Origin of the sequence: Bacteroides sp. 1_1_14 (genome assembly GCF_000162515.1) — a bacterium.
In the GTDB taxonomy this organism is placed as follows: domain Bacteria; phylum Bacteroidota; class Bacteroidia; order Bacteroidales; family Bacteroidaceae; genus Bacteroides; species Bacteroides thetaiotaomicron.
Genome location: NZ_GG774709.1, coordinates 1 through 19,022 on the forward strand (window position 1 = coordinate 1; position 19,022 = coordinate 19,022).

Sequence of the window (19,022 nt, forward strand, 5' to 3'; positions counted from 1 at the left end):
AAGACTGTTGTAAATGGATAAGTCGGTTTGCATAAGTCATTTCTATAAAACGGAGCCGCATCCCCTTGTTGCCAAAACTCCGCAAGTCGTTACTTATGAACCGCTTGGAACACGGTACGAATCCTAATTACAAATATATCGCATCTGATAATCCGGAACAAATATCAGCAGGTAAAAATGAAAATAAACCTCGTTATTTTTGATTATTACCTGCAATAATATTATATTTGCAAACAAATAAGAGTTGTTTGACAGCATGAGAAATATAGTGTATCAAAGCACTTTACCAATTTCTTATCCGTTGCCCATTCTCATGCGAGTTTCTTTTAATCTATTTGTAGTCAATTAAATACCTTCAGACTACATCAAATATACGAAATAAAAACAAGAAAGTCAATAGCCGGACGGTATTTGCCGTGATATTTCTTCATTTATCAGGTATTACCTTGTTATTCGGGCAATACCTTATTATAAAAGAAAGGTTTTTTTCACTCACTACGTGGTTATCTGAAAATAAACACGTAAATTTGCTGGCTCAAATTGAAATAACAGTATAAATCACTATAAATAAAAACTTTATCACTATGGAGTACAATTTCAGGGAGATTGAAAAGAAGTGGCAGCAAAGGTGGGTGGAAGAGAAAACCTACCAGGTTACGGAAGACGAATCGAAGCAGAAATTCTATGTATTGAATATGTTCCCTTACCCGTCAGGGGCCGGACTGCACGTAGGGCATCCGCTGGGATACATCGCTTCGGACATTTACGCCCGTTACAAACGACTGCGTGGCTTCAATGTACTCAATCCGATGGGATATGACGCATATGGTTTGCCAGCGGAACAATACGCTATTCAGACCGGACAGCATCCCGCAATTACTACTAAAGCTAATATCGACCGCTATCGCGAGCAACTCGACAAAATAGGCTTCTCTTTCGACTGGAGCCGCGAAATCCGTACGTGCGAACCCGAATATTATCACTGGACCCAATGGGCTTTCCAAAAGATGTTCAACAGCTACTACTGCAACGACGAACAGCAGGCACGCCCTATCCAGGAACTGATCGATGCATTCGCAATCTACGGAAACGAAGGACTCAACGCTGCCTGCAGCGAAGAAATCAGCTTTACCGCCGAAGAATGGAAAGCCAAAAGCGAAAAGGAACAGCAGGAAATCCTGATGAACTACCGCATCGCCTACCTCGGCGAAACGATGGTGAACTGGTGCCAGGCACTGGGAACCGTATTGGCAAATGACGAAGTCATAGACGGCGTCAGCGAACGCGGCGGCTTCCCCGTAGTCCAGAAGAAGATGCGCCAGTGGTGTCTGCGTGTATCCGCTTATGCTCAGCGTCTGCTCGACGGACTGGATACCATCGACTGGACCGAATCACTGAAAGAAACTCAAAAGAACTGGATCGGACGCTCCGAAGGTGCCGAAGTACAGTTCAAGGTAAAAGACAGCGATCTCGAATTTACCATCTTTACTACCCGTGCAGATACCATGTTCGGTGTGACCTTCATGGTTCTGGCTCCGGAAAGTGATCTGGTAGCCCAGCTGACCACTCCCGCCCAGAAAGCAGAAGTAGACGCCTACCTTGACCGCACCAAGAAACGTACGGAACGCGAACGCATCGCCGACCGCAGCGTGACCGGTGTATTCAGCGGTTCGTATGCTATCAATCCGTTTACAGGTGAAGCAGTGCCCATCTGGATCAGCGATTACGTATTGGCAGGATACGGAACAGGAGCCATCATGGCCGTACCCGCCCACGATAGCCGCGACTATGCTTTCGCCAAGCATTTCGGACTCGAAATCCGCCCGTTGGTAGAAGGTTGTGACGTAAACGAAGAAAGCTTCGATGCCAAGGAAGGTATCGTCTGCAACTCTCCGCGTCCGGATGTAACTCCGTACTGTGATCTGTCTCTGAACGGACTGACCATCAAGGAAGCCATTGAAAAGACCAAGCAATATGTGAAAGAACATAATCTGGGACGTGTGAAAGTGAACTACCGTCTTCGCGACGCCATTTTCTCACGCCAGCGCTACTGGGGGGAACCGTTCCCTGTATACTACAAAGACGGAATGCCGTACATGATTGACGAAGACTGTCTGCCGCTGGAACTTCCGGAAGTAGACAAGTTCCTCCCCACCGAAACAGGCGAACCTCCATTGGGACACGCCAAGGAATGGGCGTGGGACACGGTAAACAAGTGCACAGTAGAAAACGAAAAGATCGACAACGTTACCATCTTCCCGCTGGAACTGAACACCATGCCGGGATTCGCCGGTTCTTCCGCATACTATCTGCGCTACATGGACCCGCACAACAACAAAGCGTTGGTGGACCCGAAAGTGGACGAATACTGGAAAAACGTAGACCTTTATGTAGGAGGAACGGAACACGCTACCGGACACTTGATCTACTCCCGTTTCTGGAATAAGTTCCTGCACGATGTAGGTGCATCGGTAGTAGAAGAACCGTTCCAGAAGTTAGTAAACCAAGGCATGATTCAAGGCCGCAGCAACTTTGTATATCGCATCAAAGATACTCACACCTTCGTTTCACTGAACCTGAAAGACCAATACGAAGTGACTCCACTTCATGTGGATGTAAACATCGTATCCAATGATATCCTCGACCTGGAAGCATTCAAGGCATGGCGTCCCGAATATGCGGAAGCAGAGTTTATCCTCGAAGACGGAAAATACATCTGCGGATGGGCGGTTGAGAAGATGAGTAAATCAATGTTCAACGTAGTCAATCCGGATATGATTGTGGAAAAATACGGTGCAGACACCCTTCGTATGTACGAAATGTTCCTCGGTCCGGTTGAGCAGTCCAAGCCTTGGGATACGAACGGTATTGACGGTGTACACCGCTTTATCCGTAAGTTCTGGTCATTGTTCTACAGCCGTACCGACGAATATCTGGTGAAAGACGAGCCTGCAACGAAGGAAGAGTTGAAGAGCCTGCACAAACTGATCAAGAAAGTAACGGGAGATATCGAACAGTTCTCTTACAATACGTCTGTCAGCGCATTCATGATCTGTGTCAACGAACTCTCCAACTTGAAATGCAACAAGAAAGAGATACTGGAACAGCTCGTTATCACCCTCGCTCCTTTCGCTCCGCACGTTTGCGAAGAACTGTGGGATACACTGGGACACGAAACTTCCGTATGTGACGCCGCATGGCCCGCATACAACGAAGAATATCTGAAAGAAGATACGATCAACTATACCATCTCCTTCAACGGAAAAGCACGCTTCAACATGGAGTTTGACGCTGATGCCGCTTCGGATGCCATCCAGGCTGCCGTATTAGCCGACGAACGTTCGCAGAAGTGGATCGAAGGCAAAACACCGAAGAAGATCATCGTGGTGCCGAAGAAGATTGTAAATGTGGTAGTTTAAAATAAGTAACAGGTAATAAGTAATAGGTAATAACCGTAGCTGCTTTCCGAGCATATCCGCAAGGTTAATACCTAATACTTAATACTTATTACCTGTACCTATCGACTACGACTTATTACCTATTACTTAATACTTATTACCTATTACTTAATACTTATTACCTATTAATTAAATGCGCAAACCAGCAAAAGCGGAAATAATGAGAGAAGTGAAGGATTATATCTACATCACTCTCGGATTGATAAGTTATGCTATGGGATGGGCGGCGTTTCTGCTGCCTTACCAGATAACGACAGGAGGTACTACCGGTATCGGGGCTATCATCTATTACGCAACGGGATTTCCGATCCAGTGGTCGTACTTCATCATCAATGCGGTTCTGATGACATTTGCCATCAAGATATTAGGTCCGCGATTCAGCATAAAGACTACTTATGCGATTTTCATGCTGACTTTCCTACTATGGATATTCCAGGTATTGGTAAACAACTACATACAAACGCCCGATATGTCGGCCGACGGAAAGCCTCTGCTGCTCGGCAGCGGACAGGACTTTATGGCTTGTATCATCGGTGCGGCTATGTGTGGTGTAGGTCTGGGCATTACTTTCAATTATAACGGCAGTACCGGAGGAACGGACATCATCGCTGCTATTGTCAACAAATACAAAGACGTATCACTTGGAAGGATGATCATGATTTGTGATGTGTTCATCATCAGTTCCTGTTACTTTGTGTTTCACGACTGGCGTCGGGTAATCTTCGGTTTCGTCACTCTGTTCATTATCGGTGTCGTGCTCGACTGGATTATCAACAGCGCCCGTCAGTCCGTACAGTTCTTCATCTTCTCCAAGAAGTATGATGAGATAGCCGACCGCATCATCAAAGATACTGACCGTGGGGTGACCGTGCTCAACGGCACCGGATGGTACAGCAAAAACGATGTAAAAGTATTGGTCGTACTGGCCAAAAGACGTCAGTCGCTGGATATCTTCCGACTGGTAAAACGTATCGACCCGAACGCTTTCATCTCGCAAAGTTCCGTCATCGGGGTGTATGGCGAAGGGTTCGATCAGTTGAAAGTGAAATAAACAGGTGAATGAATCCGGATAATTCCGCTAAAAAACAAGAATAAGACAATGAAACGCAAACTTGTATTTGCCACCAACAATGCTCATAAACTCGAAGAAGTAGCTGCCATCCTCGGGGATAAGGTAGAACTGCTCAGTCTGAATGACATTGACTGCCACACGGACATCCCCGAAACAGCCGAAACGCTGGAAGGAAATGCCTTGCTGAAATCTTCTTTTATCTACCGGAACTATCAGCTGGACTGCTTTGCCGATGACACCGGACTGGAAGTGGAAGCTCTGAACGGAGCGCCCGGAGTGTACTCCGCCCGTTATGCCGAAGGCGAAGGCCACGATGCTCAGGCGAATATGCGCAAGCTGCTCCACGAACTGGAAGGAAAAGAGAACCGGAAAGCGCAATTCCGCACTGCCATTTCGCTGATTCTCGACGGAAAGGAATATCTCTTTGAAGGTGTGATCAAAGGGGAAATCATCAAAGAGAAGCGCGGAGATTCCGGCTTCGGTTATGACCCGATATTCAAGCCCGAAGGGTACGAACAGACTTTTGCCGAACTGGGAAACGAAATAAAGAACAAGATCAGCCATCGTGCACTGGCTGTACAGAAACTTTGCGAGTTTTTGCAACGCTGATTCTTTGGCATATTCCGTACAACAGTCTGTCTTGACATCAACGAAGTACCAGCAGTAAAATTCTCTCAGGTCATTTCTTAACTATATGACACAGAGTTTAATAAAAGATTTTTTGTAATCTTCAGAAGAAAATTATTTCTTTGCAAAAAAATAAAGCGTAATGAAGAAAATTGCATTATTTACTTTCCTTACATTGTTATTATGTACTTCATGTGTAACGAAAAAGAAGTTCATGATGACAGAAGCCGCACGTATTGCAAGTATCGACAGCTTGCAAAGTTTATTGACTGATTGCCGCAACACAGGCGACCAGCTGTCAGCACAAATCAAGAAGCTCCTGCGTGATACCACCCAGATGGGAAACAGTATCCGTCAGTATCAGAGCATGCTTAGTACTAACATGACCGAACAGGAAAAACTGAATGCCTTGTTGAGTCAGAAGAAAAACGAACTTAGCGAAAGAGAACGCACCATCAATGAGCTACAGGACATGATCAACGCTCAGAACGAGAAAGTGAAACAACTGCTGAACAGTGTAAAAGACGCGTTACTGGGCTTTAGCACAGACGAACTGACGGTTCGTGAAAAAGATGGAAAGGTATATGTGGCAATGTCGGACAAATTGCTGTTCCAGTCAGGAAGCGCCCGTCTGGATAAACGCGGAGAGGAAGCTCTCGGCAAATTGGCGGAAGTCCTAAATAAGCAGACCGACATCGACGTATTCATCGAAGGTCACACCGACAATAAACCGATCAACACCGTACAGTTCAAAGACAACTGGGATTTGAGTGTGATTCGTGCTACCTCCGTCGTACGTATCCTGATCAAGAACTACGGTGTAAATCCTTTGCAGATACAGCCCAGCGGTCGCGGCGAATATATGCCTGTTGACGACAATGAAACAGCAGAAGGCAGAAGCAAGAACCGCCGTACGGAAATTATCATGGCTCCGAAGCTGGACAAGCTGTTCCAGATGTTACAGACTTCCGAAGAGGTTCAATAAGAAAATAATAATAAGAGACTGTCAGAAGGTAGACAGTCTCTTATTATATAGAAACAAGGCTATAATATTTATTACCCTATATGATATAACTCATCCATGTTTCTATTAGATACAATATCTGAATTCATACTGTTTACTTTCCCCAGCCGGATGGTTTCTTGCCCATCTTGAATACCATCGTACCACCGTTCATAATATCCTGATGAGTGATGAAGAAATCTTTGTGTTTCTTCCCGTTCAAAGTCACCGACTGAATGTAGATATCTTCGGGAGACTTGCGAATGGTCCGGATACGGAATTCCTTATTACCTGCCAGTTTCAAAGTACACTCATCCAAAAGCGGGGAACCGATGATATACCGGCCGTCGGCAGGATTGACCGGATAGAATCCCATCGCACTGAATACATACCAGGCAGACATCTGACCGCAGTCATCATTTCCGGCATATCCCGAAGAAGTGTTGTTATACAGCGTGTTCAGAATATGGCTGACATACTTTTGCGTCTTCCACGGCTGACCTGCAAAATTATAGAGATAAGCTACGTGATGGCTGGGCTCATTGCCATGTGCATACTGTCCCACAAATCCCGAAGCGTTATGATTCATCTGCTCACTCTTATAGGTAGAGGTAAAGAAGGTATCCAGCTTTTGTTCAAAGGCTTTCGTTCCTCCTGTCAGTTCCATCAAGGCCTGGATGTTATGCGGAACATACCAAAAGTATTGCCATGCATTTCCTTCGGTAAACGGATGCCCACCGTTTCCACCGTATTGATACGGGTCGAAAGGTTCGATCCATTCTCCCTTGTCATTCTTGGACTGGAAGAACTTCGTTTTCGGATGGAAAAGGTTCCGGTAATATTCGGAGCGTTTGTGGAATCGCTGATAATCGGTATCCTTGTTCAGTTTTGCAGCCAGTTGGGCAACGCACCAGTCATCAAAAGCCTGTTCTAGAGTGATGGAGACAGATTGAGTCTGAATGTTTTCGGGCATAAAGCCGTATTTCTCCCATACCTCAAAAGGAGAGTTGGGGTGTGAGGTTACCGAACTGTTATAGACTGCTTCATAGGCCTTCTCCATATCAATTCCGGGAATACCTTTCAGGATGGCATCAGTAATCACAGGGATGGAGTGGTTACCGATCATACAGTAATTGTCCTGTCCCCATAATTGCCAGATAGGCAGGTAGCCGTAATATTCATACTGGCGTATCATGCTCTTCACGAAGTCAGTCACCCGCTCGGGTTCCAGCAACGTGTAGAGAGGATGAGAGGCGCGGAAAGTATCCCACAGGGAGAATGTGGTGTAATGAGTTTCATTGTTCGCCACCTTGCGGGTCGTATAGTCGGCAGCCATGTATTCGCCGTTCACGTCGGACATGGTGTTAGGCTGTATCATGGTGTGGTAAAGAGCCGTATAGAATATCTCTTTCTGCACTTCCGTACCTTTCACTTCGATCTTTCCTAGTTGTTTTTCCCAATCAGCGTCCGCAGCAGCCACATAGCGGTCGAAATCCCAGTGCGGTGCTTCCTGTTCCATGTTCTGACGGGCATTCTCCATAGAGACGGACGAAAGGGCTACTTTGCACGTCAATGGTTTGCCATTCAGTTGGCCGAAACGGAAACAGCCATGAAGATTCGTACCGTTGATCACGGCTGTGTTTTCATGAACACGCCCGCCGTCTCTCAGCGTAGAAGTAAGGATAGGACTGGAAAACTCCATGTAGAAATAAATCTTGCGTAGTTTCGCCCATCCGGTGATGATACGGTAACCTTCCACTGCATGGTCATTCAGAATGCGGATCTGAGAGTTAATGATCCGGCGTCCCCAACTGCCCTTATCTGCCGAGTGGTCCATATCCAGTATAATCTCCGCATCTTTACCGGCGGGATATTGATAGCGGTGGATACCGTTTCTCTGAGTAGTGGTAAGCTCTGCATTAATACCTTCATCTTTCAGCATTACCTGATAATAGCCGGGACGGGCTTTCTCTTCGTCGTGCGTGAATGCGGAAGAAGTGCGTCCGCTACTGGTCGGCATCAATGTAATGTCGATCAGGTCCGAAGCTCCTGTCCCGCTCAGGCGGGTATGGCTGAAACCGAAGATTGTATTCCGGTTATAGTCGTATCCGGACGCGTCTCCCCAGTTGGGAGCTTCGCTGGTGTCCGGAGAAAGCTGTATCATACCGAACGGCGAGGTCGCCCCCGGGTAATTATTACCCGAAAGTCCCCCATCGATGGCCCCCGTTCCAATAAACGGATTTACATATTTAGTGATTTCCCCTGCCTGCAACGTAGCAAGAGTCAATGAAAATGCACATACACTTAAAAGTAATTTCTTCATGGTTCGTGGTGTTTTTATAAGATATGTTTCTTATGTCTATGGCTTTTTATTCTGCTGTTATTTCAATAAGCCGGCTGTTGAGCTGCTGCGTTGTGAAAAGATCCAGTCCGACGTTCATCAGATATTCTCCGGAGAAAACCTGGTCGTTACCCTTCAATGAGGAACCGCTGCCGGGCATCATATTGATTTCCTTCACACGGTACATCTTATCGGCATCCAACCCTTGCAAGCGGACAGGCAGTGTCTTTTCCGCATAGCGCGGATGGATATCGAAGGCGAATACCGCAGCCGTTTTCTTGTCCTTGCCTACAAACATGGAAGAAGTATGGTTGCTTCCGTAAGGAGAAACAAGGCGATACATATCACCTTCAAGGATGACAGGTTTCAGACGGTTGTAGTTCTTGACTGCCAGATCACAGTACAAGTGCTCATTCTGATTCATGTCTTCCAGTTTGATGTCGAATCCTAATTTGCACATCATGGCTACATCGGTACGGAACTTGATACTGGTTCCACGATTCCAAGTAGTGACGTGGGCACACAGTGTCTTACTTGGGAAGATCTGCGAATAGCCCCATTGGATAAACAGACGTTCGATAGGATCGGTATTGTCGCTTGGCCAGAACTCTGTGAAGTACTTCAATGCTTCATAGTCGGAGCGTCCGCCGCCACCGGCACACAGCATCATCGGAAGATCAGGATATTTAGCCTTGATTCTGTCCAGCACCTTGTAAAGTCCGCGCACATAATCAACGTACAGATGAGACTGTTTATCTTTCAGATACACCGAATAGATATTCGTAATCGGGCTGTTGCAGTCCCATTTGAAGAAAGCGATGCCGGGATATTTGGTCATCAGGTTGTCCACCACGCCGAATACATGATCCTGTACTTTCGGATTGCTAAGGTCGAGAACCATCTGGTTGCGGAAGTAGTATTCATCACGGTTAGGCAGATGAATCACCCAGTCCTTATGCTTTTCGTAAAGCTCGCTTTTGGGATTCACCATTTCCGGCTCTATCCATATACCGAACTTGATACCTTTCTTTTGTGCTTCTTCAACAAGACGCCCTACTCCATTCGGAAGTTTGGCGGCAGTCTCTTCCCAGTCGCCCAACCCCTGATGGTCACTGCTACGGGGATATTTGTTGGCAAACCAACCATCGTCCAGCAGGAACATATCTACGCCCAGCTTGGTAGCCTCATCCATCAAGCCGATCAGTTTGTTTTCATCAAAGTCAAAATAGGTAGATTCCCAGTTGTTGAGCAAAGTCATGCGGGTATCATTACCGTTTTTCACCTGATGATTGCGCGCCCAGTCATGGAAGTTGCGGCTGGCCTCACCTTTCCCCTGCGTGCTGTAAGTGAAATAGAAGTCCGGAGTACGGAACACTTCTTTAGCGGGCAGGCTGTATTCGGAGTCGTACGGGTTGATACCGCTGATAATACGCAGTTCGTTTTTGTTGTCCACTTCGAAAGTAAAGCGAAAGTTGCCCGTCCATCCGATAGTTCCTACCAGCACTTCACCTGCATTTTCCTGTGAAGGATTGTCAAGAGCCAGCTGGAAGAAAGGAGCCACAAACATATTGGCACGTGCGCCCAACTTCGTATCGATCACCTTTTTGCCGAAAGCCAGTTCTCTTTCGGTCACGTTGGCTTCGTGTGCCCAGTCACCGGAAAATTCAGTCAGGAAATACTTGCTGCTGTTCAGGTGAAGCATCGATGAAGCATACTTGCAAAGTATCACAGGTTTCTTCTCCTCATGGCTGATTTCACTGAACGCACGGATAATGTTCTCTTTGCCGTAAGCCACATAATGCAGCTTCACGGTCACAGGGTATTTATCATCTTTAAGAGTAATCACGGTTTCGTTGACTCCGTTGCCGATGACATTGCTCGAATGATCTACGTATTTCAGCAGCAATGAAGAGTTGTTGTCGTTATGGCGTATGTGAATAGCCGGTTCAAAGTAGTCCTCCATGCCGTGAGTCAGATAAGCTTCAGTCCCTTGTGGCAGATACTGGATATCGGAATCATGGTTAAGCTTTTTGCCCAAGTATTTCTGATACAGACGTCCGTTGTCAGCTACTTGATAGATAAGGCTGGTCCGTTCGGTTTCTATTTTGATCAGAGGCTTGTCGGCAGCCTGCAAAAGAGAAAAAGAACTCAATAGAAAAAAAAGTAAGAATGCTTTTAATTTCATGGTTTACATTGTTATGGTTGATATTTATTCTCTGGTGCGGAACGGGGGTACGGGAAGCCCGCTCTTGCCATATAGATTACAAACAGGATTGTCTGCCCACGCATAGCAAGCCGCCGTCGGTATTTCTATCCGGTCGGATTGCAGAATGACTTCTTTTCCCCGGATGGTAGCCTGTGCCGGAACGTATTTCCCGTCCGGTCCCGCCAGTATAAAGCCTTTCGGAGCACCTTCTTTGGCTACTACTTCCTGATCGAAACTAAGAATCAGCGTACGTCCCGAAATGCGGTATCCAAGGAATGCGGGCACTTCGTATGTACCTTTGTTATAGGTCTTCGCCAATGCCGCTTGCGCCAGCCGCTTTCCTACTTCCTGTTTGTTTTTCGGGTGGATATCATAAGCTTCGCCGAGGTCGATGGCACATGCCATACCTGTATTAGGCAGGTGCAGCGCATGTGCCTGTGCATCACGGAGAGCCGCCCATTTGGAATCCGGCTGCACTTCTTCCGGTTTCAGATAATTGGCCAACTGCACAAAGTAGAAAGGAAAATCCTGTTTCCATGCCCTTCTCCAATCTGTAATCATTGACTGGAAAAGTACCCTGTACTGCTCGTCGAATCCTACATTATTTTCTCCCTGATACCAGATAGCACCCTTGATAGGAAAGACAGTAAAAGGATGTATCATTGCATTGTAAAGTACGGTCGGGTAACAGGATGTCGGCCAGCCGGTTCCTTCGGGAGACAATGGTCTGGAAGGTGCGCCGGTCATCGATACTCCGGTGTGATAGTTCCAGTTGCCCGCCAAGGAAATCTTCTTGCCGTTCGCTTCCATATACATCTGCTGAGGTTCTCCGTGGATACCGCCTTCGCCGCCATAATCTATGGCACGTATGGTGATAACTCCTTTGCCTGCCTTTGCCAAGGCTGCGGGAATCTTATAAGTACGCATCGTATTGCATCCCGAAGTTCTTCCTATCTCCTTCCCGTTAAAGTAAGTGACGTCGTCGTCGTCGATCATAGCCAGATGGAAGGAGATTTCCTTGCCGTTCCAGTCAGCAGGTATTTCCACTTCTTTCTGGAACCAGACAGTACCGTCAAAATTCAGTCCGCGAGTTTCCCAATAAGCAGGCAGTTCCATCGGTTTCCATTCATTCCCTGTCTGAAGAGCTGATATCCATTGGGGAGCTCCGTCTTTGAATCCGGCATCCCTGGCATCAAACTGCTGAAGCCACTCGTCCATTTCCCGATGGTAAAGTTCGACAAGTTTCTCTCTTTGGAAGCCTGCGCTTTCCATTTCGGCCATCTTTTTCTGGAATCCCATGACTTGTTTCAATGTCTGATGGCTTGTCCACGATTCGGCAGGTGTGCCGCCCCAAGTACAGTCAATCACCCCAACGGGCACATTCAGTTCTTTCCACAACTTACGGGCGTAGAAATAAGCGACGGAAGAAAACTCCGGTACAGTAGCGGAACTACATTCCTGCCAGCCGTTCATATTCATTTCTACGTTATCCTGCGGAGAGAAAGCAACGGTCTTCTTTACCTGCAACAGACGGATGGAAGGATAATTGGCATCGGCAACTTCCTGTTCGTAATTCATCACTTTTCCCCATCCGGCAACGGGCATTTCCATATTCGACTGACCGGAACATATCCAGACTTCGCCCGATAAGACGTTGTTCAACACTAGTTTCTCACCATCCGAAACAATGATCTGATAAGGTCCTCCGGCAGGCGGAGTCGGGACTTCTATGCTAAAATGACCATCAGCTGACGCTTTAGCCGTATATTTCTCATGATTCCAGCTCACCTTCACAGTCACTTGTTTACCGGCTTTTGCTTTTCCCGGCAACGTCAGCTGACTGTTTTGCTGAATAACCATATTATCGGTAAAGAATGACGGCAATGTGACCTTCGCTTGCGCAAAGGCTGCCACACATAACGATAAGAGTGTTAATTGATATTTTTTCATTTCTTCGGTTATTTAAATTCAAGTAATTGCACGTCTTTGGAGGGTACGGTCACTTCAAGCTGTCCTGTGGCAAAAGTCTCATTGCCGCTCCACAACTCTTTCACCTGATAGCCGCGTGCCTTGTCCAATCCTATTCTTTCTAACGAAAGCACAGTTGTCTGTTCCTGGTCCGAGTAGTTGAATACCGCACAATGGAAACGACCATCGGGTGTCTTCCTTACAAAGATATGTTCCGACTTCTCTCCGTTTCCTTCCACGGGACGGAACACTTCTCCTGTCGCTACTGCATTCACTGCCGCATTGGTCAGATATTTCTGTGACTTTTCTTTGGCGTCTTTTCCTCCTCCCGCACTGAAATCGTCTCCTGTAATGTAAATACCCGTAATGACACCCGAAGTAATACGGGCACGGTTTTCTCCGTCGGTAGCATCTCTCAGTACAATATGATCGGCATCGTTATATTGATAGATATACTTCTGCCACCAGCCGTATGAAAGAGCGTTCAATGTATATTCGGTATCCTTGATCTGATTCCACGCATCACAGGCTATTCTGCGTGACTGCGCATACTGGGCAGGGAAGACAGGAGAAATGGAGAGATTGATATACATATCTCCAAAATATTGATTGAGCAGTTTCATGCCATAATTATATCCCTGTATACCTGTGGTAATCTCAGGATTATACCATTTGTCCGCTTCCATCGCACCGTGTGTCATGAAGTCCATCTTCACATACTCGAATCCTGCACGGTGGAACAAACCGGAAGTCTTCTTCATCATAGCTTCCACTGCCGGATGCGTTGGATCGACTGCATAAGCGCCGTCCAGTTCCTGCGGCTTTCCGTTGGCATAGAGATAGATATCTTTGTATTTATATTCCGGTGCGGCATCTACCGTCCGTTCCGGATCGCGTGCCCAGTCGGTGAACGGGGTCCAGTAGATACCACCGATCTGTCCGTTCGACTTACACTTTTCTATAAATGATTTCAGTTGTTCCTCATTCATACAGTCCCAACCGGAGTCCAGACCGATATAGACAGTCTGATCAGGGTTTACAAAATGATTATTCTGCAGATTCTCCTTGAAATAATCGGAGACTTCCATCGCTTTCTCATAAGTCAGATTGAATTGTAATGCCCCCCAGCTGTTCCAACCAAATGGAACAGCTTTCTCCCATGCTTTGGGAGGGGCAATTACAGCGTTGGCTTTTGCATACGCTTCAAGTCCATCGCACCAATCTTCAAAGAAACCCAAAAAGACTTTAGGGGATTTAATCTTTTTACCTGCTAATGCACCGTGAGCCTTTACGTCACGAGTCTGCTCATCTGCTATGCCCCCATAACATACCAGCGAACCAATGTTATCACGATCCCCCTTACCTATTGAAATACCTGTTTTCCAGTTATCATGTTCTACGGAGCCGATCACCAGACCGTTCCGGCTTTCATTATTGAATATGGCTGTCACTTCATAACTCACCAATGTATCGAAACCAAGCGGATGAGACTGATATCTGATCCATTTGTCATTATCGAACGGAACAAAAAGGGCACGGTTATCACCTGCCTGCAAGAATCCGGATATAGAATCGACATTGACAGGAGCCATTCTGCCGGAACTGATTTCCTCTTTCGCTTCGACCGTAAAATCGGTCAGTATATATTCCTTACCCGGATAAAGATAGAAATACTGAGTCAGCTTCGGAAGTTCCTTATCTGTATACTCTACCTTATATATATGTCCTTTCCCGAAAGAATCGGAAACTTTGCCCGTACTGATTTTATGGCGGGCATAGTCACTTGTCTTGATCTCCTTCCCTTCCCATTGATAGGAAGCATACATTCCGTTACAAATATTTTTTGACTTATAAGTGAGTGCTATCCCCCCTTGCTGATCATCGTAAGTTATATTCCATACATCGGTAGAGAAAATCTTGTCTCCACTGGCACAGTTGGAAATGAAAAGAAACAGAAGAAGCATCAGGGATACTCCCGACATTTTTTTTAGTAGTAGCTTTTGGTTTTTCATATGGTACAATGTTCTTATGTAAAAAAATAAAGCATACCCGAATAAGAAACCTTTTTCTCTTATTGAGGTATGCCACAAAGGTAAGGATTGGCATCTCCTTTACTATATACAAACGATTCAAAAAATGATAAAAATACGGCAAATAAGCTCCAATGCGGGCTAAGAGAGGTATTTTATCTATTTTGTGCCCTCTCCTGCCTCGACATTCTTTATCTCCTGCGTGATAATGATCTGTTTGCCGGATTGATATTGTTTCTCAAAATCTTTGGGTGTCATGCCGAATTGTTTCAGGAATAACTTGCTGAAATAAGACGGCGAATTGATGCCGACCATATAGCAGATATCTCCGATCCGGTATTTACCTTCCTGGATAAACTCGGCTGCCTTTTTCAACTTGATCAACCGGATAAAATCGAGCGGAGACAAGTTGAACAGTGTCTTGATTTTCCTTAACAAACTAGAACGACTCATGCAGAGTATATCCGCCATCCGTTCTACACCGAAATTATCATCGGTTATGTTATCTTCAATGACCTTGATCACTTTATTCATAAATTCCTCGTCCGCCTTGTTCATTTGCATATTGTTGACAGAGAAGAAGGGGCGTTTCGCAAAGGCTTCTCTTTCCCTGCGCCTGTTGTCAAGCAAGGACAGGACTTGTTCTTTCAGATAATTGAAAGAGAAAGGTTTCTCAACGTATGCTTCCGCACCATATTTCAGACCGTTGATTTTGCTGTCGATGTCATTCTTGGCTGTCAGGAAGATAATAGGAATATGAGAAAGCTCCATATCCGATTTTACTTCCTTGCAGAGTTGGTATCCGTCCATTACAGGCATCATGATATCACTGATGATCAAGTCGATATGGCCGCTTCTCAATATTTCCAGTGCTTCTATCCCGTTCATCGCTGTCTCTACGGTGAAGTTTTCCTGCAAGCGTTCGAGAATAAAGGTCAGCATACTTTCGTTGTCTTCTACCAGCAGAAGGGTATATCCATACATATCGGCCGTGACGGGCGTATGTTCGTCCAGCTCGACAATGTCTTTCTGTATGGCTTTGTTGTTCTCCTGTTTAATGCCCTCCATATTCAAAGGAATGGTCAGTACAAACATATTGTTTTCCTGACGGGTATCCAGATAGATCGTGCCTTTGTGCAGGGATGCCAGCGAACGTGCCAGAGACAAGCCGATGCCTACTCCATTACGGGGCTTCTCCTTTCTGTCCACCTGATAGAACGGTTCGAATATATATTGGCTGACTTCCGCCGGAATCTTGTTTCCGTCACTGGTAACACGAATCGTAAAGCTGTCTTCTCCCTTTTCCAGTTCTACCAGTACATTCTGGCTGGCGTACTTCAGCGCATTATTGAGCAGGTTGCTCAGTATCTTGGTGATTGCTTCTTTATCTACAGCTGCCCACACCTGCTCTTCTGTCGATTTTAACTGCAATTCTTTCCGGTTCAGGCTGAACGTCACTTCAAAGCGTGCCACGATTCCGGCAAGAAGTTCGGTAATGTCCACGCTCTCAAATTTCATGGTCAGCTTGTTGGCACCGATCTTCTGGAAGTCCAGCAGTTGTCCGGTAAGTTCCAGCAGGCGTTTGGTGTTCTGGACCATCACACTGATATACTTCTTCATCTTGGGCTCCTGTATCTCCATTTCCTCAATGGCTTCGAGAGGACCGTTGATCAGTGTCAAAGGGGTACGCACTTCGTGCGCTATCTCTGTGAAGAAGTCTACTTTGGATTCGTACAGTTCCTTCTCTTTTTCGATCTCGAACAGTTTTTGCCGTTCTTCCAGTTGTTTCTCCTTGCGGCGTTTGTACCATAAGATGGTGCCAACCACGATCAGGATAATGCATACGGTATATACAATGTAAGCGATGATAGACTGCCACCACGGAGGAAGAATGATAATAGACAGAGAACGTGTGGACGACTCGGACTTACTGCCGTGAGTAGCCTGCACACGGAAGGTGTATTTTCCCGGCGGAAGTTTGGCATACGAGATGTTCTGGTTGCTGGCTGCCCGTACCCAATCCCTGTCCAGCGGTTCCATACGATAATAGTATTGGTTGGACTCGGCAGTAGAGTAACTGAGCAAGGCCACGTCAAAACTGATATTGGCCTGATCATAAGGCAGGACGATTTCATCCGTATGTACGATACATTGTTTCAGGGGTGAGTCAGGAGTATGCACTGTCACCTCCTTATTATATATACTAAACTTGGAAATGTAGACGGGAGGAAGCGGCTTTTCCTTTTCCTGAACAGCAGGGTCGAAAGCAATCAGTCCGTCCACCCCGCCGAAGTAGAACCTTCCATCTTGAGCTTTCAATGCCGATTGATAATTGAACTGATTACCCAATAGTCCGTCCTTATTGGTAAAGACACGTACATCTCCATTCTCGGGATTGAACTTGACCAATCCTTTATTGGTGCCAAACCACAGATTTCCGGCATCATCTTCCAATATATTGTAAGCTACATCGTCCGGCAGCCCGTCTTCGATACTGAAAGTGGTAAAGTCGTCCTGTGCTTCATTATATCTGCATATACCGCCACGGTCGGTAGAGAACCATATATTCCCTTTACTGTCCTGCATGATGGAACTGACGGAGTTAGAGCTTTTCCCTTCATTAAAGTAATAGTTATGATACGTACCGGTTTCGGGATTGCATTTCCAGATACCGTTTCCCATTGTGGCAATCCAGATCAGACCATCCTTGTCTTCCATGATATCGTAAATCCAGCAATACCCTACTTCATCTATCTTATGATATTTCTTTTCGTTGGGTTGCGACATATACAGCCCCCATCCCGGACCTATCCATCTGCGCCCTTTGCTATCTATCAGGAAACTATATACACTACCTTCCTCAATGCCCAACTCCGCATCACTGACATACCGCAGATGTTCGCCGGGCAGGCTGATATCGTTCATCCCCTGTTTGAGCAGTCCCACATAGACATGATCATTGTAATGTCTGACGCATAATGTAATCAGACGGCCGGGAACATGATCGTGTATCTGATGCACTTCACCCGTTTTAGGGTCCAGCACATTGACACCGTTATCTTCCGTCCCTATCCAGATACATCCGTAGTTATCTTCCGCCAGTCCTCTGATTCGTTTGGTATTCAACGAATGCGAGTCACTTCCCGGCACATATTTATCAAAAGTCAGCTCACGCTTGGGCAGGTAATTGGCACCGCCGAACATCGTACCGATCCAGATTCCTCCTTCATGATCTCTGTAGATAGAATAAATACTGTTATCGGAAAGGCTGAACGAACGCATCAGGTCCTCTTTGAGATGGGTCACCTTATTCTTCTTCTCGTTAATGATAAAAACACCATGAAGCGAGCCTACCCAGATTTCATCTTCAAAACACATCACATCCCGCAGGAATGTCTTCTTCTCACCAAGGAAAGGAATGTCACTTAATTCGTTGGTGACGGTATTGTATTTTATCAGATCTCCTTCGTGTATGGCAAGGATGGCATTTTCACCCTGAAAGCAAATACTTATAATTGTCTTATCTGCCAGCGAACGTCCGGTCCGGTCGGTCAGATATTGCTCAAACTTATCTTCCTTGGGATTATATTTGAATAGCCCGACACCCGAAGTACCTATCCATACCTCACCTTTTTCATTCACACAGATACATTCGGGATTATTATTTTTGAGATTATCCTTATTCGTGAGAGAGTAAAAACTTAACTTTTCGTCTTTATACCGGAAGATTCCCTGATCGGGAATCAGTATCCATATATTATCCAATGAGTCGGACAGTATCTCCGCCACCCAGTTATCGACAGTTATTCCTTCCTGTGTAGACAAACTGAAATGAGTAAAAACATCAATCCTTGGATCATAGATATAAACGCCCCTGTCCGTTCCTACCCATAGGTTTCGTTTGTTATCTTCAAAAAGGGCGGCAATATTATGATTACCCACTCCCGCTACCAGATCATCACAGTTGAACTGAAGGATGGAAGTTCCGTCATAGCGGTTGAGTCCGTTTTTAGTTCCGAACCACATAAATCCATAACTATCCTGCAAGATTGCTTTCACATTACTGGCCGACAATCCATTTTCTCCATTGACATGAGTGAAATAGAAATCGGAACGATCCTGTGCACGAACGACACAGATGGAGAGTAACAACAGATAGTTCAGAAGGAACAATCGCACTAGGTGTTTTTTCATATATACAGAGCTTTTATGTTTGCTACGCGGGCAAATATACACCAAAAAATGGTACGTAGAAAGCAGTTGACGCATTTGTTTCAGTAATAGGCGCATTTGTCCATTTTTAAATTTGCCTTCCCG

General features: G+C 45.9%; 9 protein-coding genes. 4 read left to right on the top strand and 5 right to left on the bottom strand.

Annotated features, from left to right (window positions below; genetic code table 11):
- Window positions 1–584: 584 nt before the first annotated feature.
- The 4 genes from leuS to HMPREF9007_RS06595 all read left to right on the top strand — a co-directional run bounded on the left by leuS (window position 585) and on the right by HMPREF9007_RS06595 (window position 6,142).
- On the top strand, window positions 585–3,419 hold the full coding sequence (gene leuS, locus HMPREF9007_RS06610) for a leucine--tRNA ligase (protein WP_008762765.1): 2,835 nt from the start codon (window positions 585–587) through the stop codon (window positions 3,417–3,419).
- Between the two features lie 172 nt (window positions 3,420–3,591).
- Window positions 3,592–4,509, top strand: a complete 918-nt coding sequence (locus HMPREF9007_RS06605; protein WP_008762766.1) for a YitT family protein — start codon at window positions 3,592–3,594, stop codon at window positions 4,507–4,509.
- 48 nt (window positions 4,510–4,557) lie between these two features.
- Window positions 4,558–5,139: a non-canonical purine NTP diphosphatase gene (locus tag HMPREF9007_RS06600; protein ID WP_008762767.1), complete on the top strand. Its 582-nt coding sequence runs from the start codon at window positions 4,558–4,560 to the stop codon at window positions 5,137–5,139.
- 160 nt (window positions 5,140–5,299) lie between these two features.
- Window positions 5,300–6,142: an OmpA family protein gene (locus HMPREF9007_RS06595; RefSeq protein ID WP_008762768.1), complete on the top strand. Its 843-nt coding sequence runs from the start codon at window positions 5,300–5,302 to the stop codon at window positions 6,140–6,142.
- A gap of 133 nt (window positions 6,143–6,275) precedes the next feature.
- Here the strand turns inward: HMPREF9007_RS06595 and HMPREF9007_RS06590 are convergent, their stop codons facing one another.
- The 5 genes from HMPREF9007_RS06590 to HMPREF9007_RS06570 form a co-directional block, all read right to left on the bottom strand.
- Window positions 6,276–8,483 carry a GH92 family glycosyl hydrolase gene (locus tag HMPREF9007_RS06590; protein ID WP_008762769.1) on the bottom strand — a complete coding sequence of 736 codons (2,208 nt, stop codon included), beginning with the start codon at window positions 8,481–8,483 and terminating at the stop codon, window positions 6,276–6,278.
- A gap of 46 nt (window positions 8,484–8,529) precedes the next feature.
- Entirely contained in the window at window positions 8,530–10,686 is a 2,157-nt protein-coding gene (locus tag HMPREF9007_RS06585) for an alpha-galactosidase (RefSeq protein WP_008762770.1), read from the bottom strand.
- Window positions 10,687–10,710: 24 nt separating this feature from the next.
- Window positions 10,711–12,657 carry a sialate O-acetylesterase gene (locus tag HMPREF9007_RS06580; protein WP_008762771.1) on the bottom strand — a complete coding sequence of 649 codons (1,947 nt, stop codon included), beginning with the start codon at window positions 12,655–12,657 and terminating at the stop codon, window positions 10,711–10,713.
- An 8-nt stretch (window positions 12,658–12,665) separates the two neighbouring features.
- Window positions 12,666–14,687 (bottom strand): alpha-galactosidase, encoded by a 2,022-nt coding sequence (locus HMPREF9007_RS06575; RefSeq protein WP_008762772.1) that lies wholly within the window; start codon window positions 14,685–14,687, stop codon window positions 12,666–12,668.
- Between the two features lie 177 nt (window positions 14,688–14,864).
- Window positions 14,865–18,899, bottom strand: a complete 4,035-nt coding sequence (locus HMPREF9007_RS06570) for a hybrid sensor histidine kinase/response regulator transcription factor (RefSeq protein ID WP_032850631.1) — start codon at window positions 18,897–18,899, stop codon at window positions 14,865–14,867.
- Window positions 18,900–19,022 lie beyond the last annotated feature (123 nt).